Source organism: Thiemannella venezuelensis (assembly GCF_014203605.1).
GTDB lineage: Bacteria > Actinomycetota > Actinomycetes > Streptosporangiales > Streptosporangiaceae > Planomonospora_A > Planomonospora_A venezuelensis.
Genome location: NZ_JACHJJ010000020.1, coordinates 16854 through 37739 on the forward strand (window position 1 = coordinate 16854; position 20886 = coordinate 37739).

General features: G+C 69.0%; 14 protein-coding genes and 1 CRISPR repeat array. Of the genes, 5 read left to right on the forward strand and 9 right to left on the reverse strand.

The features are described from left to right. Nucleotides 1-52 precede the first annotated feature (52 nt). The 8 genes from FHS22_RS25690 to FHS22_RS25725 form a co-directional block, all read right to left on the reverse strand. Nucleotides 53-685 (reverse strand): type I-E CRISPR-associated protein Cas6/Cse3/CasE, encoded by a 633-nt coding sequence (locus tag FHS22_RS25690; protein ID WP_184945638.1) that lies wholly within the window; start codon nt 683-685, stop codon nt 53-55. After that, nucleotides 682-1431, reverse strand: a complete 750-nt coding sequence (cas5e, locus tag FHS22_RS25695; protein ID WP_184945639.1) for a type I-E CRISPR-associated protein Cas5/CasD — start codon at nt 1429-1431, stop codon at nt 682-684. Before cas5e ends, FHS22_RS25690 begins: the two co-directional genes overlap by 4 nt. Continuing rightward, complete coding sequence (cas7e, locus tag FHS22_RS25700) at nt 1428-2567, reverse strand: type I-E CRISPR-associated protein Cas7/Cse4/CasC (RefSeq protein WP_184945640.1); 1140 nt, start codon at nt 2565-2567, stop codon at nt 1428-1430. Before cas7e ends, cas5e begins: the two co-directional genes overlap by 4 nt. Continuing rightward, on the reverse strand, nt 2564-3208 hold the full coding sequence (casB, locus tag FHS22_RS25705) for a type I-E CRISPR-associated protein Cse2/CasB (protein WP_184945641.1): 645 nt from the start codon (nt 3206-3208) through the stop codon (nt 2564-2566). Before casB ends, cas7e begins: the two co-directional genes overlap by 4 nt. Next, nucleotides 3205-4767, reverse strand: coding sequence for a type I-E CRISPR-associated protein Cse1/CasA (gene casA, locus FHS22_RS25710; RefSeq protein ID WP_184945642.1), 1563 nt, complete (start codon nt 4765-4767; stop codon nt 3205-3207). Before casA ends, casB begins: the two co-directional genes overlap by 4 nt. A gap of 348 nt (nt 4768-5115) precedes the next feature. After that, nucleotides 5116-7815, reverse strand: coding sequence for a CRISPR-associated helicase Cas3' (gene cas3 / locus FHS22_RS25715; RefSeq protein WP_184945643.1), 2700 nt, complete (start codon nt 7813-7815; stop codon nt 5116-5118). 205 nt (nt 7816-8020) lie between these two features. Then, nucleotides 8021-11221: direct repeats of the CRISPR family, unit length 29 nt; unit sequence CCGATCCTCACGTCCGTGGGGGTGAACCG. A 50-nt stretch (nt 11222-11271) separates the two neighbouring features. Then, the gene (locus FHS22_RS25720; RefSeq protein WP_420830012.1) at nt 11272-12531 is read right to left on the reverse strand and encodes an IS256 family transposase; all 1260 of its coding nucleotides are present in this window, start codon (nt 12529-12531) and stop codon (nt 11272-11274) included. Between the two features lie 437 nt (nt 12532-12968). Continuing rightward, on the reverse strand, nt 12969-13415 hold the full coding sequence (locus tag FHS22_RS25725) for an NYN domain-containing protein (protein WP_184945644.1): 447 nt from the start codon (nt 13413-13415) through the stop codon (nt 12969-12971). Nucleotides 13416-13522: 107 nt separating this feature from the next. On the opposite strand from FHS22_RS25725, the gene FHS22_RS25730 reads away from it, so the two are divergent. The 4 genes from FHS22_RS25730 (at nt 13523) to FHS22_RS25745 (ending at nt 18297) form a co-directional block, all read left to right on the forward strand. After that, entirely contained in the window at nt 13523-14320 is a 798-nt protein-coding gene (locus FHS22_RS25730) for a hypothetical protein (protein ID WP_184945645.1), read from the forward strand. Between the two features lie 97 nt (nt 14321-14417). Next, nucleotides 14418-15521, forward strand: a complete 1104-nt coding sequence (locus tag FHS22_RS25735; protein ID WP_184945647.1) for a hypothetical protein — start codon at nt 14418-14420, stop codon at nt 15519-15521. Continuing rightward, entirely contained in the window at nt 15518-16987 is a 1470-nt protein-coding gene (locus FHS22_RS25740) for a hypothetical protein (RefSeq protein WP_184945649.1), read from the forward strand. Before FHS22_RS25735 ends, FHS22_RS25740 begins: the two co-directional genes overlap by 4 nt. Further along, entirely contained in the window at nt 16984-18297 is a 1314-nt protein-coding gene (locus FHS22_RS25745; RefSeq protein ID WP_338047944.1) for an AAA family ATPase, read from the forward strand. The genes FHS22_RS25740 and FHS22_RS25745 overlap by 4 nt, the downstream gene beginning before the upstream one ends. 85 nt (nt 18298-18382) lie before the next feature. Here FHS22_RS25745 and FHS22_RS25750 read toward each other — a convergent pair whose 3' ends face one another. Continuing rightward, nucleotides 18383-19318, reverse strand: a complete 936-nt coding sequence (locus tag FHS22_RS25750) for a helix-turn-helix transcriptional regulator (RefSeq protein ID WP_184945814.1) — start codon at nt 19316-19318, stop codon at nt 18383-18385. A gap of 107 nt (nt 19319-19425) precedes the next feature. Here FHS22_RS25750 and FHS22_RS39025 point away from each other — a divergent pair, with 107 nt between their 5' ends. Beyond that, complete coding sequence (locus FHS22_RS39025; protein ID WP_184945650.1) at nt 19426-20802, forward strand: MFS transporter; 1377 nt, start codon at nt 19426-19428, stop codon at nt 20800-20802. Nucleotides 20803-20886: the final 84 nt, after the last annotated feature.

Below are 20886 nucleotides of genomic sequence, written 5' to 3' on the forward strand. Positions count from 1 at the left end.
GCGCCGAGCTTACGTCGGCCGTCAGAGCCCGGCTTCCCGCCCGGAGCACGCTTCACCCGTTCACCGGCGCAAGGCTGAGAAGTCCACATCCGTAGGCCTTACCACGCCCGACACCGGTGACGACGGCCCGCCGCAGCGCCTCGACGTCCTGTACCACGGCCATCCCGGCGAAGCGGGTGACGGCATGGCGAACCGCGTCCTTGCCTCGGCCCCGGATATCAGGCATCGAGGTGGAGACCGAGGTACGCAAGACGAGACCGTTGGCCGCCGCCCGAGTGTGCCACCACTCCTCCGCGTCGGAGCCATGGAGGGCGACGACTTTTCCGGCCTGGTCAGCCGTACGCCCCAGACGCTTGGCGGTGTTGGCCGTGATCCGGTAGTGGACCACGGCACCTGACTCGAGCTTCTCGAGAAACGAGGTGATCTCCCGTACGGCCACCGCCCCGTACCCTTCGGGCAGCCGCTCCGGATTCGTCGGCAGCAAGGACTGGACGAGGAGATGCGGGCCTGCGGAGGCGGTGTCGTCGTAGCGGTAGAGCACCCCACTGGTGGCCCGGGCGTTCTTCCCGAGTCCGTCTGGTACCAGCAACATCACTCGCTTGTGCAGCAGTTCGGCGTTGCCGAGATCCCGGCGGGCGGCCGGATTGCGCGGATCCAGAATGACTCTGGTCAGCCACACGTTCATGATCTCCCCTCAACGTAGGCGAAAAGGGCTTTGAGGTAGGCGTTTCCTCGGCCGAGCCAGAGGTGCTCGGCGATCTCTCGGCGCGCGATGCTGACGGCGCGAGAGCAATAGCGGCGGTCGAGGTGGGAGAAATTCACCGGGACATCCACCAGTTCAGCCACCGCAGAGGCGTCCTCCCTCGCCCCTTCGAGAACGAAGTCCACCCGGTGCGGCCGCCCGTCCTTCGGAGGTCTTCTGGCCAGCGGAACCGCTTCAGTGAGCTCATGTAGTGGATCTTTGACCTGTTTGAGCAGCATGGGCTGGTCAGGCGGGCAAGCCCTACGGCCGAGATAGGGCTGCCAACGAGGGTTCGCCAGCCGCTCGGCCAGCTCACCGATGGCCTCGGAAGATCCGGCTACACCAACGGCGAAGACCGCGTCGGCCAGGTAGTGTCGCCGGGTGACGATGGTCGCGGTCTCGACACTGCGTCGTCCTCCTTCGGAGGTCGGTACGGTCTGCTCCCGGGTACGGCCGCCGCCGACCGTGTGGAAGTCGGTCATCAGAATGCCGGGCCGATCGATCCGCACGATGATCTCAAGCCCGTCGAAGCGGTCCAGGGGCTCGTCCCGCCGCAGGCCGTACGCTCCGGCGAACATTCCGATCAGGCCCGAGCGGGTGGGGTGGCGCATGGTGTCACGGTCGGCGAAGGCGCTGTGCTCCCCCCACGACTGCAGTGGACCGGCGAGCCGTAGCACCAGTCCGCTCACGCGCCGGCCCCAGGGTACGCAGCGGTGACCACGCTCGAGATGAGCGCTGCGAAGGATTTCTCGCGCTTCCCCAGCGCGGACGCGTCCTGGTCGATCGTTTTGACCTCGTCGATCGCAGCGTAACCGTGACGCACGATGCCTTCGGTCCCCCACAGCCCGTGCAGCCTCGCGGCATAGTCCGCCAGATCATCACGCGACAGGGCAGCGAAACCGTACTCCCCCGTCACTCGCACCGGAGCTTCGAAAGCGGGAGCGAGGGAGACCGGGCGATCAGAGCGGACGGCCACGTAGGCGAGATCGGGAATGGTGTATGCGGCGGTGGAGTTCTGCTTCCCTGTGGGGAGTGCGGCGATGAACGCGGTCAGGAACTCTCTCGTCAGTTCGGTGGCCATCGCCGTGTCCCCGCCGAGGTTGGCGAGCAGGTCGGCCACGTCCACGCTCGCGTAACGGTAGAAGACGCCGGACGCGAACTCGGCCGAGTTCATGTGGCCGCTGCCGCGCATGTCATCGGGGTTGAGGTCGTCGACGGCGGTGAAGAAGTCCACCTCGGTGTTGGTGGCGTGAGTGGTGAAGGCGTGCGCGACCTGAACCACCCCGTCGACCTCGGCACCGGGCAGCTCTGCGAGCATGCGTCCGAACAGGTTGATGACCCCGTTGCGCGCGGACAGGATCGCCGCGACCTTCGCCGGGGGAAGTACAGCGGGCGGCTTCTTCTTCCCCATCTCAGCCTCGATCTCCGCGCGGTGCTCATCGGCCAAGTCCGCCAGCCCGTCGAGGGCGGAGGCCGGAAGGTAGAGCAGCACGGACGTCATGCCGTCGTCGAGCTTCAGGCCACTCTTGCCCACGGAGGCAACGATCTGCTGCCCTGCCAGCTCAGCGGCCTCAGCGTGCCAGCCGCGCCGGGTAAGCCGCTGAGCCACCTGCTCGGGCACGCGGCGCGTGCGGACGGCGGGGTCGCCGAGGGAGCGTTCGACTGCCAGCCGTACGGCGCGCTTCCAGCTCTGGCTGCTGACCCGGGTACGGCTCGCCCCACCGTAGACGACGGTTTTCGGCGAACCGAGATCGTCACGGTTGATGTTGCTGTACGGCAGCGTCTGGAGAAGGTGGATGTCGATGAATCGGGGGGTGCCGCTCATGGGGCCTCGCTTCCGTTGTTCGCGCTCTTGGCCTGCATGGCTTTGATCGCATATGAGGTTCGGTAGTAGTCCTGCAGCCAGCGTTTACTGATCTCGTTCCGCCGGACGTCCCAGCGTGCGAGGTCGATCGTCAGCCGCACCCAGTCGACCGGCACCAGGTCGGCGCGGAGCCGGGTGATGATCCGGGGCAGATGCCGGTGGACGCCCGCGATGTCCTGACGGCAGAGAAGATGCAGTCTGGCCTCGGTGGTGCTTTCGGAGAGCGTGCCGTTCCCGACGGCTCTGCCCAGAGCGGCTCCCAGGCTCTCCCTCTTCGTTTCCGGAACAACCGTCTCAGGATCGGGATCGTCGTCGATTTCTCCGGGGTCGAGGCGGCCCGTGGTTTCGTCTCTGGCGTCACGGGGCTGAGCCGCGATCATCGCAGCGACCGCGTAGAACGCCCGCTCGGTCGAGGGGTCGGGTCTTTCCGGAAGTACCGGCGCGACGACCATGTGAGCCGCGCGGCTGGCCGGGTCCTCGGGCAGGCGCCCCAGGGCCCGCCGGAGGGCGACCTGCGGCCGCTTGTTCTCCCCCCGGAGCACCCTGACCGTTTTGCCCACCAGGTTGACCGCTCTGCGCTCAAGCTCCTCGTCTGAGATCACGAGCCCTCCTTCGTTGCCATCGGCTTACGGGCGGCGAATATGTAGCCCCTGGCGCGTTCCACCGCTCTGACCAACCGCGGCGAGTTCCCGGCGTCCGAGGTCACGGCGTCATACGCGCGGAGGGCGAGTTGCACGAACTCCAGTCCGGGATCGTCGAAGTCGCGTTCGAAGACCTTCCGCCAGAAGATCTGCTCGGCTTGTGACCAGTAACGCGCCGCCCCTCGCTCCAGCCATGGACCGGCGGGGATGTCCTTGCGCGCCGGAAGCCCGTTCCCGTCGGAGGGATCGTTGATCGCCACCCATGCGTTGCGCAGCGCTCCCCGCAGATGCCGGGCCGCGCGTTCGGCCGCCTCCCGCGTTCGGCTGAGGCCGCGCGCACCTGCCATGTCCTTCAGCAGTGAGAGGACGGGGGGCGTGATCGCGGTGAACCACTGCCGATCTCGGGTCTGTCCGTCCTGATCGAACCCGAACGCCCGCACCCTCAGGTTGTCCAGGACGTCGAAGGGCAGTTCCACCGCGTCCTCGAACACCATGGGCAGCTGCGACTTCTGATCACCGAGATTCTTGAGGAGCAGCGCGTCCACGTCCCGCCAGATCGCCCGGGTGGCATCCGCGGGCTTGGCGTACAGGCTGCCCGTTTTGCTGTACTGGTAGACCAGGTAGGGGTCTTTCGCAGGTGACGTCGGCTTGCGCCAGGCCCAGGTGATCCAGGCGTCGCTGACGTCCTCTCCAGATCGTTTCAGCAGGACGGCGTGGCGTGTGCGCCCGATCAGTGCGCCGGCCAGTCCCGCCGGTGTCGGCGGCAGAGCAAGAGGGTCAAGGAGGCTGTCCCTTTCCCAAGGCGCGAGGTCGTCACCCTTGGGGAGAGCTCCGGGATAGGGAATCCCCGCGATGAGCGATTCGAAGATCGTGCGGCCCAGGGGATGAAAGGAGATCACACTCCGGAGGGGGCCCGCCGTGCTGTTCGCTTCGCTCGTGCCGTTCACCGTCCGGCTCGTACAGCGACCTGACGGACCGTAGAACAGCTGGGCCAGGAGATGCCAGACCGCTTCGCGAGCCGGGATCGGCACTGTTTTGAGATCGCTGTGGTGGCTGAACCAGGGCTGGTTGTTGCCGGCCGGACGGGAGAGCACGAGCTTGTTGATCCCCGAGCTCTTGCCGCACTCCTCGGCCAGGCGAGGGTCCTGCAGAAAGGGCCGTTCCGGGTGGAAAAGATCGAACCGCTCGCCGTACCGGTCGAAATAAGCCGCGACCCGGTCCTCGCCGAAACCGGACTGAGCAGTCAGGAGATCAGTCCGTCGGGTATGCCACTCGTCGGGAGAAAGCGTCATGTCGTCCAGGCCGGCCACTCGGGCGGCGATCACCGTGAGTATCCGCCAGAGCGCCGATGCCGCCGGGACCGCCGGGGAGTCGATGTCCGTCAGCTCATGAGCCCTGATGAACAGCTCTCGCAGACCGGTCGGCTCGATCCGCGAACCGGACCTGGCCAGAATCCACTTCTGGGATCGCAGGTCGAAGGCAGTTGCGTAGTCGATGCCGGGAAGGGGAATGATAGCCATCAACAATCCTCATCTCCATGAGGGTGAACCCGGCAGGTGGCGACACGGTTGCCTTGCATCCGTCTCTTCTGCCGCTCCTCACGACCGTGGGGGTAGGGACCGGGCACCGCCTATCGCGGTGCCCGGTCATGTTTCAGAGACGATCCGCCAGAACCCATACGATGAGCACAAGGACCAGGATGCGATAGGCCGTGATTCGTGCCGTGGTCACTACTCGGCAGAGCTGGCCAGGCGACAACTGCGCGCTCACATACATCAGGGACCCCTCTCGTTGAGCGGTAGGACTGGGCGCTGACCTCAGCGTCTGCCTGAACCACCTCCTCGTCAAGGGTAGGTGGCGACATGTTCTTATGAACTCACTTGAAGACCGAGCATTTCATCCAGTTCGAACCTTTTCGTCCCAAGCTCTCCTCGCATTGCACCGTCGGTGGCGAGCCGGAGAGGGATGAGGACAAGGTCACGGAGCCACGCGTTCTTCTGCCAGTTCGCGGGAGGCTCGTTGACAGCGGTGCGCCCCTTGGCGAGGGTGGCGCGGAGCGGGATCGTCTCGGCCAGGATCTCCTTGATCTGGCGCCGGTCCAGCTTGTTCTGATCCGGGAGAGGGCGTGCGCCTTGAGGGTCGAGAGACAGACGACCGTCCGCCGCCTGGTAAACGCACAGCACCCGAACCGATTCGGCACCGAGACGGGTAGCCACCATCTCTTCGTCGACCTCGGCCGAGGTGAGCATGTGCAGGTGCTGCACATGCTCCGGCTCAGGGATCGACGCCATTTCGGCAAGGCCGAGCTCGGCCATCTCACGTCCGATCCGATCGAGATCCTCATCCGTCTCGATCGCGTCGTTGTACACCGTTTCGACCAAGCCCTGAACGGCCCCGGGGATGGCGATGACACCGTCCCCGATCTTCGTGAGTTCGGCATCCGTACGGCGGAGCAGCGAAGGATGGTAGACGAACGGCCATGCGGCAGGAATCGCCAGGGCCTCGGATTCGGAGCTGGGACGGAGTACCGCCAGGCGAGGTTCTGTGGCCCATGACGGCCGCGACCGCCCGTCATGCCGCCAGCAACGCCCCGCCCGCTGAAGCAGGAGCGCGATCGGAGCCAAGTCACTGATCAGCAGGTCGAAGTCGAGATCCAGCGACTGCTCGATCACTTGTGTGGCCACTACGATCGCGGCGCGCGGCCGGTGCACGCATCTCTGCAGTTCCCGGCACTCATCGCACCTACCGAACTTCCGGGTGATCTCCTTGGTGATCTCCTCCCGACGCCGGGCCGGGAACCGGGCGTGGAGCAGAGACAGTTCCGGCTTTCCCCCAGGAGGAAGATCGGCAAGCCAGGAGCACAGGACACGGTAGGTGTTCTGTGCTTCGGCCACGGTGTTGCAGATCACGGCGGCACACCCTCCCTCCGCGATCAGAGGGGCCAGTAGTTCCTGAAGCGCCCCGCTGCGGTCCAGCTCTCCCCGGATGACCGGTGTTTGCCGGACATCGAGACGGAGGTCTCGCGTCCTGCTCTCGACGGTGAACGATGCGGTCCTTCCTGTACCGGCGTCCATGTATGCCCAGCCTGGGTAGTGGATCTTCGGAAGATCCGCGTCGGCATGACCCGCCCCTCGCATGTAGGCGGCCGCCAGGCGAGCAGCAGTCCGATTCGGAAGTGTGGCCGACATCAACACCACCGGGACTCCTATATGCCCGAGCCACGACAAGAGTCTTTCAAGCAGGCTCTGCATATAAGTGTCATAGCTATGAGCCTCGTCGATGATGAAGACCTTCCCTGAGAGCCCTAACATCCGGAGCATCATCCGCTTGAGCGGCAGGACGGCCATCAACGCCTGGTCTATGGTCCCGACGGCCATCGAGGCAAGAAGGCCCCGATTCCTTCCATGCAACCAGTCTGGGGCAACGATGTTCGACAACACAGAGCTGTCGCTTCCCTTGGCGCTGTAAGCATCGTTCAGCCATGACATGCTGTGCAACAAGGTCAACGCTGCATCGCTCTCAGCCTGGCGTTGACCGTACTTTCTGAGCCTGACGTACATCTGGTCCGTCGTCGCCATCGTAGGAAGCGCGAACAAAAATCCGGAAGCACCACTCGCCCGAGCGAGCAACCGCCCACCGTGCAACGCGGTCTCGGTCTTTCCTTCCCCCATGGGAGCAGTGATCAGCAGCATCCCTGGACTGGAAGCAAGCAGAGCAGGGAGATTGCCTGCAACCGACCGCTGCAAGTCGTATGGAGCATCTATCTCGGGGAACTCTTCCGCGAAATTGACATCGCGTAGCCGTACAGGGGCCAGGCCGGCGTGCTTCATCAACTGCGGAACGGTCTCCAGCGAACGCCGGTAATGTTTTTCGGTGTCCTCCCCTTCGCCAAGTCTGGCCGAGATATATTCTTCCTGGCTCACCAGCCAGTCAGCCAAGATGATCAACCCGCAGACCAGCACCGCCACGTCCGACTTCACCTGCGCCGGAGTCTCAGGCGGATCCAGAAGCCCATACACCGCGTCGAACACAGCCTGACGCTGATGTTCCCATTTCCCGGTCCCCAACTCGGGAAGGATCTCCACGGGAGAGAATCTACATTCACGGTGATCCCGCCTTAAGAATCGTCCGTGATGCCCGCCAAGCAACTGAGCAACCTGAAAGGCGCTTGCCCGAGGTGTTCCATTCTCATACCCCCGCCCCGCCAGGGCTTGCCCCAACCAGATATGAACGGCCTCCTCATGCCGTCGCTTCTCGCCCTCGACGGCCGGGTAATCGTCGAGCTTGGCATAAGCATCCTCATCCATACTCTGGAAGCAGGCCATGATCTTCCCGATGTCATGGAATCCGGCCCAGAGAGAAACCACCTTGCATGCTGCCTCCTCATCCATCCCAAGGCCCTCAGCAATGAACCGACCGGTTCCTGGCGAGAGATAGTCCCTCCACAAGACGGTCGCCATGGCCGCAGTATCCAGCAAGTGAAAAACCAAAGGATAAGGATTATCCAGCCCTCCCGACTTACCCCACAACCTCAGATCGACGGACAGCCGTTCTTCAGACTCGCCCATACACCCTCCCGTGCACCCCAGATGAGCTTCTGCAGAGGTCAAGGATCAGGAGCATACGAGAACGCTCCGACAAAATCTATTCGTTCACAGCAACATCCAAAATCCTCAAAATACGAGAATTTTTCATATCGGCAAACTGGATCACCGACAAAATCTTGTCGCTTGCATATGTGCAGGTGAACCGTATCCTTGCTGCTCAAGGAGTCCGATCCTCACGTCCGTGGGGGTGAACCGTAGCAACACCGCTACCAACAGGAGAGGAACCCCCGATCCTCACGTCCGTGGGGGTGAACCGCCGACAAGACCGCCGCCTCGCTGGCCGAGCAACCGATCCTCACGTCCGTGGGGGTGAACCGTCGGTCGGGCTGGTCCGGTCGGCGGGGTCCTGCCGATCCTCACGTCCGTGGGGGTGAACCGCGGGAGGACCTTGCCTCTCTCCTCACGCTGTACCGATCCTCACGTCCGTGGGGGTGAACCGACCCTCCCCGACGCCATGGGGATCCTGATCCGCCGATCCTCACGTCCGTGGGGGTGAACCGCCAGGCGGGGATGGAGACGAACGCGGTCTCCCCCGATCCTCACGTCCGTGGGGGTGAACCGCCCCGCCGCGCGTACGGCCCGCCCCCGCCCGCCCGATCCTCACGTCCGTGGGGGTGAACCGGCATCGCATGCGGTGGTGTCCTTGCCCGAGGCCCGATCCTCACGTCCGTGGGGGTGAACCGGAGCTGCTCGTCGTAGGGGCCGGAGTAGAGGACCGATCCTCACGTCCGTGGGGGTGAACCGACAATGATCATGGCGGCCGCGCGTGGTGCCTGCCGATCCTCACGTCCGTGGGGGTGAACCGACCACAGTCTGGACGCCGCGAGGTATGCGATCCCGATCCTCACGTCCGTGGGGGTGAACCGATCAGCACCCGCAATACGTGGTGGTCGACCCGCCGATCCTCACGTCCGTGGGGGTGAACCGGTCTCGGCTCCGCGGCTGTCGTGTGTCATCTCCCGATCCTCACGTCCGTGGGGGTGAACCGATGTCTCCGGCGATCGTGCGGTTCGCGCAGGGCCGATCCTCACGTCCGTGGGGGTGAACCGACCCCAAGTGACGATCTGATCTTTGATGGTGGCCGATCCTCACGTCCGTGGGGGTGAACCGGCGATCGGCCGGAACGTGCAGATGGCCCGCGACCGATCCTCACGTCCGTGGGGGTGAACCGCTGTACCGGCTATGGCCAAGCTCGGCGGAGACCCGATCCTCACGTCCGTGGGGGTGAACCGCCGCGGGGGGGTCGGCGGCGGTCAGTTCCGCACCGATCCTCACGTCCGTGGGGGTGAACCGCCGGTCACCATCGTGTGGATCAGCCAGGTGATCCGATCCTCACGTCCGTGGGGGTGAACCGTGGGCGTTCGGGGAACTCGACGTCTTGATGGCCCGATCCTCACGTCCGTGGGGGTGAACCGGATCATGGTTTGAGGGGTTGTGCAGCCGGCCCCCGATCCTCACGTCCGTGGGGGTGAACCGGTGCAGGCGCACCCGGCCGTGGTGACCGGGACCCGATCCTCACGTCCGTGGGGGTGAACCGTCTTCGCTGTTGTTGTAGGCCAGCACCACCGCCCGATCCTCACGTCCGTGGGGGTGAACCGAACGCCCGCGCCGCTTCCTGGAATTCGAGGTCCCGATCCTCACGTCCGTGGGGGTGAACCGCCGTCCAAGAGGCGCTGCTGCCGCGCCTCCAGCCGATCCTCACGTCCGTGGGGGTGAACCGCACGCACTCCGATGTGCGGCGGGTTATGGCGCCCGATCCTCACGTCCGTGGGGGTGAACCCACCGGGCCTTCGAGTGGTCCGCCTCTCCAACACCGATCCTCACGTCCGTGGGGGTGAACCGTCAGCGCCGTCTACGTGATCGGTGTCCTGCGTCCGATCCTCACGTCCGTGGGGGTGAACCGACGGCGGGCGGCGGTGTGGGCCTGACCGCCTCCCGATCCTCACGTCCGTGGGGGTGAACCGGCGATCCGGCTGTCGTCCGGCTCCCGGTGGAACCGATCCTCACGTCCGTGGGGGTGAACCGGTCCGCCTGCTTGCTAACTGGCTTGCTAGTTGCCGATCCTCACGTCCGTGGGGGTGAACCGGTACGGACGTCGACGCTCGCCATCCCGCGGACCCGATCCTCACGTCCGTGGGGGTGAACCGCACAGCTCATCTTGGAGGGGGTGGAGGTGTCGCCGATCCTCACGTCCGTGGGGGTGAACCGTCGACACCGGCTCCGTGCCGCCTCCGCCCGGTCCGATCCTCACGTCCGTGGGGGTGAACCGGGCATCTGTGCCAGGGCTTCATGGGCGACCAGCCGATCCTCACGTCCGTGGGGGTGAACCGGCCAGTCGCGAGAACACGCGGCTGCTGATCGACCGATCCTCACGTCCGTGGGGGTGAACCGACCGGGCAGGACATCGTCCGCGTGGATGAGCCCCGATCCTCACGTCCGTGGGGGTGAACCGCTCATGGTCCGGGGCGCTCTCGGCAATGTGATCCGATCCTCACGTCCGTGGGGGTGAACCGGAAACCCCGCCATGCAGACCCCGGACACCGGACCGATCCTCACGTCCGTGGGGGTGAACCGGGTTTCGGTCACGGCATACACTCACAGCGCACCCGATCCTCACGTCCGTGGGGGTGAACCGGTGGTCGTCGAGCCACTGCCGGCCCTCGGCGACCGATCCTCACGTCCGTGGGGGTGAACCGAGGAGGAGGGAGTGGGGGAAGCGGAGCCCCCGCCGATCCTCACGTCCGTGGGGGTGAACCGGCACCTGCCCCGCCGTCTACGAAACCGACCACCCGATCCTCACGTCCGTGGGGGTGAACCGCCCTACCGCGGCAGGCACCGCTTCGTCCCGGACCGATCCTCACGTCCGTGGGGGTGAACCGCCCCGGAGCAGTCCGGGGCTTCGTCGTTGGAGCCGATCCTCACGTCCGTGGGGGTGAACCGGGTCCCACCTGTCAGGTGGGACCCTTTCGTATCCGATCCTCACGTCCGTGGGGGTGAACCGACGTACATCGACAAGATGAACGCCGCCGCCCGCCGATCCTCACGTCCGTGGGGGTGAACCGGTCAACACGCGCCCGGATCACGATGGCGTGGGCCGATCCTCACGTCCGTGGGGGTGAACCGATGCCAATAGCCCCAGAACCGGCCGGGCCCTTCCGATCCTCACGTCCGTGGGGGTGAACCGTGACGACTTGTGTGTCGTGATGAAGTCGTGACCCGATCCTCACGTCCGTGGGGGTGAACCGCGCGAGGAGATCCGCGCGAAGGACGCCGAGATCCGATCCTCACGTCCGTGGGGGTGAACCGGCCGGTAGGACGGCTCTCCGCAGGCGCGTTCACCGATCCTCACGTCCGTGGGGGTGAACCGTGATCGACATCAGCAGCACCGGCCCCGTCCGCCCGATCCTCACGTCCGGGTCATGCCCCCTGTAGTGGTGTAGCCGCGCGAAGTTGATCTGTCCGCTGGGCGGAGAGTTCGCCGTGGGCCTGTTTGTCGGGATAGAGCTCGTCCATGCTGCCTTCGGGCAGGTAGCGGCGAGGGAAGGCGATCCACTCGTCGTGCATCTCGACCAAGACGGCGGTGGTGAGCCGTTCGAGGGCTTCGGGGTTGGGGAAGATCTGCACGACGTCGGCTCGGCGCTTGATCTCGCGGTTGACTCGCTCCAGCGGGTTGGTGGACTGGATCTTCTTCCAATGCCGGTCGGGGAAGTCGGCGAAGGCGGTCAGGTCGTCCTTGGCCTCCAGCAGCATGGTCTTGACCTTGAGGAACTGGCGGCCGAGCAGGTCGGCGACGGTGTCCAGCTGGGCGCGGACGGCTGGTGCGGCGGGCTGGGCGAAGATGGTGCGGATGGTGGCCGCGACCATTTCGGCGGAGTCCTTGGGGATGACCGCGAAGACGTTGCGCAGGAAGTGGACGCGACAGCGCTGGTAGCCGGCCCCGATCATGACCTTGCGGATGGCTTTGAGCAGGCCGCTGTGGTGGTCGGCGATCACCAGGCGGACTCCCGTCAGACCCCGCTCACGCAGGGAGCGCAGGAACTGGCTCCAGAACACCTCGGTCTCGCTGTCGCCGACCATCAGCCCGAGGACCTCGCGTCCGCCCTCTTCGGTGATGCCGGTGGCGATGACCACGGCCTGGGAGACGATCTGGTGGTTGAGGCGGGCCTTGCAGTAGGTGGCGTCCAGGTAGAGGTAGGGGAAGCGGGTGTGCTCCAGCGGCCGGGTGCGGAAGGCGGTCAGTTCGGTGTCCAGTCCGGCGCAGATCCGCGAGACCTCGCTCTTGGAGACCCCGCTGTCGGCGCCCAGCGCTTTGACCAGGTCATCGACGCTGCGGGTGGAGACTCCGTGCACGTAGGCCTCCATGATGACCGCGTACAGGGCCTGGTCGATGCGGCGTCGGCGCTGGAGCAGGCTGGGGAAGAAGCTGCCGGCGCGGAGCTTGGGGATGGCCAGGTCCAGGTCACCGGCCTGGGTGGTGATGACCTTCTCCCGGTGGCCGTTGCGCCAGGTGGTGCGGGAGTCGGTGTGCTCGCCCGGTGCGGCGCCGATCCGGGCGGTGGCCTCGGCCTCGATCAGTTCCTGCATGATCCGCTGGGTCAGGATGCGGATCAACTCGATTCCATCAGCGGTCCGCAGTGACTCCAGAAGGCGGAGTAGGTCATGCTGGGACAGGGCCATCGTGTCGCCTCTCGCTTCGAGCTTCGCTACTCGGAGAGTCGCGCGATGGCCGCCTTCTGACCAGGGTCTACTTCAAGATCTCTGCTACACCACTTAGCGGGACACCATCTCACGTCCGTGGGGGTGAACCGTGATCGACATCAGCAGCACCGGCCCCGTCCGCCCGATCCTCACGTCCGTGGGGGTGAACCGGCGGCGTGGTGCTCGGCGGTCCACTCGCCGCTCCGATCCTCACGTCCGTGGGGGTGAACCGCGCGGGACCCTCGACGGTGCCGAGGCCGGCGCCCGATCCCCACGCCTGTGGGGGTGAACCGAGCTGACCCGTGTAGTTGGGCAGGTTGAACGTCCGATCCCCACGCCTGTGGGGGTGAACCGGTCAGGTTCGCAATCAGCTTCCTTGGCCTGCACCGATCCCCACGCCTGTGGGAGCGACGTAGTCAGGCGGCCAGTTCCAGGGGGATGACCTGGCCCGCCGTACGGCGGAGGCGGTGGCTGAGGGCGTCCGGCCGGGAGACCACGACGACCTGGACGCCGCGGCGGCGGAGCCAGTCGGCGAGCTCGGTGAAGATGCCGTCGCCGGATCCGATGATCACCCGCTCGAAGCGGTCGTCCAGGTGATCCAGCCGGATCACCTCGCAGAGCGCCTCGTCGGCGCCGTCGCGGCCGGAGCGGATCAGGATCTGGATCCCGGCGAGGGCGAGGCCGACGGGGACCAGGGCGCCGTGGTTGACGGCGGCGACGTACTGGTCCATGCCGCTGGCGGGGACACGCCGGCGATAGTGGTCCATCATCGTGACGACGTCTGAGGTGGCGGGGCGCGGGGCTCCGACCAGGTTTTCCACGTCCAGCAGGTGAACGGACCGGCCCAGCGAAAGATTACGCATCGCGATGCCCCCTTGCCTCAGCGCTACCACCACATGGCCTGCACTTTAATGCTGGAAATCGCTGGAACTCAAGGGAGACACGTGGAACTCCTGTTACGATCCGGGCCGTGAGTGAATCACTGGACGCGCTGGAGCGGCGGATCGCCGAACTCCGCGCCGAGGTGCGGCGGGCCGTCAAGGCGCGGGACAACACGCGGGCCCGGGTGCTGCGCGGGGATCTGCGCCGGGCCGAGCTGGCCTGGGACGAGGCGATCGTCGCCGAGGACCCCGCGACGATCGTGCCGGGCCTGCGGGAGCTGCAGGAGCCGGGGACCTCGCTGATGCCGATCCGGGAGCAGGTGCACCAGGCGCTGCTCCTGCTCGGCGTGCCGTCGGCGGCCAAGCTCGTCGTGACGGTGAACGAGGCGTTCTTCTCGGGTGCGCTGCGCGGGCCGCAGCTCACCAGCCTCCGCCGGGACGAGGAGCGCTCCTTCCGCAGCGATCCCTACGCCCGGCCGTACTACCTGTGCGCCGCGCTGACCGACCGCCTCTCCCCCGCCCGGGGGCTGCTGGCCGACAGCACCTGGCCGCTGGAGGCCCGGGTGGTGGGGCCGCTGAGCCCGCGCGTCGACTACCTCACCGCCGCCGTCCGCATCGCCGAGCACCTGGTCCGGCTCGCGGATCCGCCGCCGGGTGCGGTCCGGCTGCTCTCCCGGATGGCGCAGAACATCCCCGGCGGGGCCGAGGGCTTCGCCCCGGTGGACCCGGCGGCCGTGATCCGCGCGGCCCGGGCCGAGCTGGAGGTGCACGCGGCCTCCGACGCTGCGCAGCGGGCCGAGGTGGCGGCGCGGGCGGGCGGGCAACTGACCGATGTGGAGCGCCTGTTCGGCGTGTCCGCGCTGAGCACGCTGAGAGGGGCCTGTTGATGGACAGGCGTACGCCGCCGGGGTCCGTCCGGACGGACACGGACGGGCGGATCCCCGCACGGCCCGCAGGCGGAAGTGAGCACGGCGGAGGTGCCCGGTGAACCGGCTGCTGGACGAGCTGCGCGGGCCGGTGCCGCCGCGCGCGCACGACGCCCGTGCCATCGCGGCGCTGGCCGCCAACCCGGGGTGCGCCCGGCGGGCGGTGCTGGACGCGGCGGGGGTGGACAAGGACGGTACGGCCCGGCACCTGGGTTTCCCGGCCCCCTTCGGCCAGTCGCAGTTCGCGATCACCCGGGGGAACGCGTTCGAGGCGCTGGTGAAGGAGAACGGCTGCGCGGAGCTGCTGCGGCTGCTGCGCGAGTTGCTCGGGCTGCCGGTCGCGCAGGTCGGCTACCAGGACGTGGAGAACGTCGGCTCGCACCTGCGCGCCTCGCACACCCGGGCGCTGATCGACCGGGCCGTCCGGGACCGCGACGACAGCGCGGTCTTCTACGACCATCCGCTGCTGGGCCTGGAGATCGCCGGGCACACCTCCTATCTGGAGCCGGACGTGCTGGCCTTCCAGCTGGGCGGGCGTTTCCACATCGTGGAGATCAAGTCGTTCGCGGTGATCGACGGCCAGGCGGAGCCCGAGAAGGTGGCGGCGGCGGCCCGGCAGTCGGCCGTCTACGTGCTGGCGCTGCGGGCGCTGCTGGAGGACCTGGGGCACGCGCCGGAGCGGGTCTCCCACGACGTGGTGCTCGTCTGCCCGGAGAACTTCGCCAACCGGCCGGTCGCGACGCTGGTGGACGTGCGCCGGCAGCTCGCGGTGCTCAGGAGGCAGCTGGCCCGGATGACCCGGGTCGACCGGCTGCTGGAGGGGCTCCCGCCGGGGTTGACGTTCTCCCTGGCGCCGGATGCCGAGGGGGTGCCGACCCGGTCGGCGGGCGAGCTGGCCGAGGCGCTGTCGCAGGTCCCGGCCCGGTACGCGCCGGACTGCCTGTCGACCTGCGACCTGTGCATGTTCTGCCGGGACGAGGCGCGGAGCTGCGGTTCGACGGACCTGCTCGGCCGCCAGGTCCGTGACCGGCTCGGCGGGGTGGCGGGGATGTCCGAGGCGCTGGGCCTGGCCGAGGGGACGGTGGAGCCCGCCGAGGACCAGGAGGAGATCGCCGGTGTCCTGCGGCTGGCGAACCGCCTGCGGGAGGAGTGCCTGGCATGAGTGCGCTGCTGGCGCTGGCGCAGTTGCGCGCGGTGCGGGACGGGGTGGCGCAGCCGGTCACGACGGTGCGGCACTGCCATGTCGCGGACCGGCCGATGGTGTTCGTCCCGCTCAAGCTCGCCGGTGAGGCCGCGGCCCCGCTGGGGGCGATGGTCGGCACCGATCCGGAGCATCCCCGGCTGCTGGTGGTGCCGCAGCCGCGGAACCGGGATCTGCGCTTCGCCTTCGCCGGGGAGCTGGCCGAGGTGCTGCTGCCGTACGTCGAGGGGTTCGGCAAGACCACGGAGACGGTGGAGAGGAAGAGCGGCGAGCCGTATGAGCGGTGCCTGGACGCGCCGCAGATCGTCGTGCCGAACCGGCCGGCGGTGGCGTTCACCGGGCTGCTGGGGCGCTCCACCCGGTTCCGGCGGGCGGACGGGCCGTATCCGGTGCATCCGTCGGTGCCGCTGCTGGGCCGGTGGCTGACGTATTTCGCCGACCGGTCGGCGCAGCCGGGCTCGTCGCTGCTGCTGGCGGCGACCGAGGCGCTGGGGGCGCACTGGGCGACCGGGCAGAGCGGGCTGGAGGACGCCAACCTGGCGGCGCTGCTGGGCTGGATCGATCCACCCGCGGGGATGGACGGGCGGCGGGCGGCGGAGGAGGCGGAGGACCCGCTGCTGTGGCCTCCGGCGGGCCCTGCGACGGATCCGGGGTTCGACAACGAGGTGCTGGGCCCGGCGATCCGGGCGTACGAGGAGGCGCCGACGGCGCGGGCGGTGGAGCGGATCTCCGAGGCGCTGCGCACCCAGCTGGAGCCGACCTGGCGGCTGGTGTGGCGGGCGGTGGAGCTGCTGCGGGCGCTGCCGGAGGGGTCGCGGGTCGGGGACCGCTGGGAGGCGGACCGGGGGTCGTTCACCCGGTTCACGGAGCGGATCGCCGAGGGCGGCCCGCCGCAGGCGCGCCGGGACGGCGCGGTGAGCGCGGCGGCGCGGCTGGCGGGACTGGAGCGGGCGCGGGCGGCCTACGACGTGCAGCGGGCCTACGACGATCCGCTGGTCATGGCGGAGTACCGGCTGAGCGGTGAGGCGTTCGCCGGGGTGGTGACGGCCGCGGAGCCCGAGCGATTCGAGGGTGAGGGGCGTTCGCGCAAGCTGCGGCCGCTGGTGACGGTGCGGACGGACGATCCGGTACGGCTGGCGCCCGGCACGGCGGTGGGCAGCCCGGACCGCAAGGGCCACGGCGCGGAGGTGGTCGAGGTCGCGGGCGGCGAGGTCGTCCTGAAGGTCACCAAGGGGATGGGCCGGGGGAGGACCCCGGCGCCCGGGGCGGTGCCCGAGCCGGGCGAGCGGGTCTGCTACACCTCGCTGACCGACGACTTCCAGACGTCGGCGGCGCTGCCGGATCCGGAGGAGACGCCGTGGACCCACGGTGGCCCGCCGGCGGAGTACGTGCCCGATGACGACGACGCGCGGGAGGAGTGGGCGTGACGCTCAGGGTGGTGGGGACGCCGACTCCGCAGCAGGAGGCGGCGGCCGTGGTGGCGGGCGTGCTGGCGGACCTGCCGCGCCATCGCGGCGTGGTGGTGGACTCCCCTCCGGGGGCGGGCAAGTCGACGCTGGTGGTGCGGGCGGCCGGGCACGTCGCGGAGACGGGCGAGCCGCTGATGATCGTCGCGCAGACCAACGAGCAGGTCGACGACCTGGTGGACCGGCTGGCGGCGGAGCATCCGGACCTGTCGATCGGCCGCCTGTCGGCGAGCGGGTACGTGACGCCGCAGCGGATTCTGGCGCACGGGAACGTCTCGGTGGCGGGCAAGCTGCCGGATCTGGGCGACCCGGCGGTGGTGGTCGCCACGGCGGACAAGTGGGCGTGGGTCGGGGACCGGAGCTGGCCGTGGGCGATCGTGGACGAGGCGTACCAGATGCGCTCGGACAAGTTGCTGCGGATCGCGTCGCTGTTCGAGCGGGCGCTGTTCGTGGGCGATCCGGGGCAGTTGGACCCGTTCTCGATCGTGGACGGCGACCGGTGGGCGGGATTGTCGTGGGATCCGGTGCAGAGCGCGGTCTCGGTGCTGCTGCGGCACAATCCGGATCTCCCGGTGCACCGGCTGCCGGTCTCGTGGCGGTTGCCCGCCTCGGCGGCGCCGGTGGTGTCGGAGGCGTTCTACCCGTTCACGGGGTTCCGGTCGGGGACGGGGCACGCGGACCGGTCGCTGGAGCTGACGGTGGACGGCATGCGTACCTCCTACGACCGGGCGCTGGAGGAGGCGGCGGCGTCGGGGTGGGCGCTGTACGAGCTGCCGAGCCGGCACACGGTGCGGACCGACGCCGAGGCGGTGCGGGCGGTCGCGCTGCTGGCGGTGCGGCTGCTGCAGCGGGCGCCGGTGGCGCACTCGGAGCGGGGCAGCCATCCGGTGACCGCGGACCGGATCGCGATCGGCGCGGCGCACCGCGACCAGGTGGCGGCGATCCGGGCGGCGGGGGTGCCGGAGGAGATCACGGTGGACACGGCCAACCGGCTCCAGGGCCGGGAGTACGACGTGACGATCGTGCTGCACCCGCTCTCGGGGCGGCGGGACGCGACGGCGTTCCATCTGGAGTCGGGGCGGTTGTGCGTGCTGGCGTCGCGGCACCGGCACGCGTGCATCGTGGTGGCGCGGGCGGGCATTCCCGAGCTGCTGGACGCGCATCCGTCGGCGGAGCCGGTGCAGCTGGGGGTGCCGGTGAAGTTCCCGGACGGCTGGGAGGCGAACCAGGCGGTCCTGGCCCATCTGTCGAAGCACCGCGTGGCGCCCTGAGCCGGGGCCGTACGGCGGCGGCCCGGGGCGTCACGCGTTCCCGCCGTGTCCGGTCCGGTGGCCTCCCCGGCTCGGCGCGGACCGGTCAGTGGACGTGGTCGGGGGCCGGCGCCCCCGCGGTCGCGCGGAGCCGGTCGATGCGCTCGCGGCTCTCGTCGTCGGCGGGCGTGTAGACCACCATGCGGGTCTCCGGCGGTGAGGCCAGGGTCATGCTCGTCGAGACGGTGTGGATCAGCCCGACGGCGCGGTGCAGGAAGGTCTTCGCCCGGTTGCCGGGCCTGGCCACGTCGTGGGTGGCCCACATGCGGGCGAACTCGGGGCTGGCGGCCGAGAGGCGCCGGACGAAACCGGTCCAGGCGGGTTCGCCGAGGTGCCGGGCGAACCCGGCGCGCAGCGTTGCCACCATCTGCGGCAGTTCCTCCTCCCGGTTGACCACCGGGTTGCAGCAGTCGCGGCCGGCGAAGAGCTGCCAGAGCGCGTTGCGGGTGGCGGGCGGCTGCCCCGTCACCCGGGGGAACATCCACTCGAAGGTGTCGTTCCACGCCAGCAGGTCGTAGCGGGCGTTGTAGACGGCGGCCGGGATCGGGTCGAGCTGGTCGAGGATGAGCTGCGTCTCGGGTTCCAGGCCCCGGGAGGTCTCGGCGTCGGCCACCTCGGGCACGTCGGCGAGCCGGTAGAGGTGCTCGTGCTCGACATGGTCGAGGCCGAGGGTGCGGGAGATCGCGTCGAGCACCTGCACGCTGACGTTGATCGGCCGTCCCTGCTCCAGCCAGGTGTACCAGGTGACGCCCACCCCGGCGAGCTGGGCGACCTCCTCGCGGCGCAGGCCGGGGGTGCGGCGGCGCAGGCCCGGGGCCAGGCCGACGTCGGCCGGGCCGATGCGTTCGCGTCGGCTGCGCAGGAAGGCGGCGAGTTCGGTACGGCGTGCGCGCGGCCGGTCCACCGCGCCGGGGGCGTCCGGGCGGACTCCGGGCCGGGGGCCGGACGGGGGCAGCGGGGGCCGGAGGCCGGACGGGGGCATGGTCACCTTTCCATGCTGGCCGATGCGTGGGCCGCCTGCCAGGTGCTGCCGGTACCAGGATCGGCAGGCTCTCACCACCCGTATCCGCGCGGCCGCAGTATCGCCGTATGACTGCGATCTCCACCCCTGCCGGGGCTTCCCCGGCGCTGCGCACGCCGTGGTTGCTGACGATCCTGCTCGCGGGGCAGTTCATGGCGATTCTCGACGTCTCTATCGTCAACGTCGCCTCCCCGGTGATCCGTTCCGATCTCGGCGCGTCCGGGTCCGGGCTCCAGATGATCGTCTCCGGGTACACCGTGGCCTACGCCATGCTGCTGGTCACCGGTGCCCGGCTCGGCGGCCGGTACGGCGGGCGGCGGCTGTTCCTGTCCGGTCTGGCGGTCTTCACCGCCGCATCGCTGGCCTGCGGCCTGGCCGCCTCGGCCGGGCAGCTGGTCGTCTTCCGGCTGGTGCAGGGGGTGGGGGCGGCGTTGATGGTGCCGCAGGTGCTGATCCTGATCCAGACGAACTTCGAGGGGGCGGCGCGGGCCCGGGCGCTCAGCCTCTACGCCGCGGTGATCTCGGGGGCCGCGATCGCCGGGCAGGTCCTGGGCGGGGTGCTGGTCTCGGCCGACCTGCTGGGCAGCGCGTGGCGGCCGGTGTTCCTGGTGAACGTGCCGATCGGGGCCGGGCTGCTGGCCGCCGGGGTCCGGCTGCTGCCCGCCGGAGGCCGCGGCGACCGCCGGCCGCTGGACCTTCCGGGCCTGGTGACGCTCTCGCTGGCGGTGAGCCTTCTGGTGGTGCCGCTGGTGCTGGGGCACGAGCAGGACTGGCCGCTGTGGGGGTGGGTGGCGATGGCCGCGAGCGCGGTGCTGGCGGGGGTGTTCGTGCTGGTGGAGCGGGGGGCCTCGGCGCCGCTGATGCCGGGGCGGGTGCTCGGCGCGCCGGGGGTGGCCCCGGCGGCGCTGGCGGTGTTCGGGGCGATGGCGACCTACGGCGGTTTCCTGTTCGCGGTCGCGCTGCACCTGCAGGGGCGGCTGGGCGCGAGCCCGGTGGAGGCGGGCCTGACGTTCCTGCCCTCCGGGGTGGCGTTCGCCGTGGTCAGTCTCAACTGGCGGCGGCTCCCCGAGCGGCTGCAGCACCGGATGATCGTCGTGTCGTTCGGCGTGGCGGGGCTCGGTTACCTGTGCCTGGCTCCGGCGCTGGCCGGGGGCGGGCGGCCGCTGCTGGCGGTCGCGCTCGCCGTCACGGGTGCGGGACTGGCCGGGACGTTCAGCCCGGTGCTGGCCGTCGCGCTCACCCGGGTCGCGCCCGCCGACGCGCCGGATGCCGGCGGGTTGTTCGTGATGGTGATGCAGCTGGGCCAGGTGGTGGGTGTGGCGACGTTCGGGACGCTGTATCTGAGCCGGGGGTCGGTCGCGGCCACCGCGGTGGCGCTGGCGGTCACGGCGGTGGCGGCGGGCGTGTGCGCGCTGCCCCTGTTGCGGGTACGGCTCTCGCGCTGAGCCGTACCCGCATGTCCTTCGGGCCCGCCGAGGCCCGGTCCCGGCCGCGGCCGTGCCCCCTTCCCCTGGGGCGTGGCCGGGTCT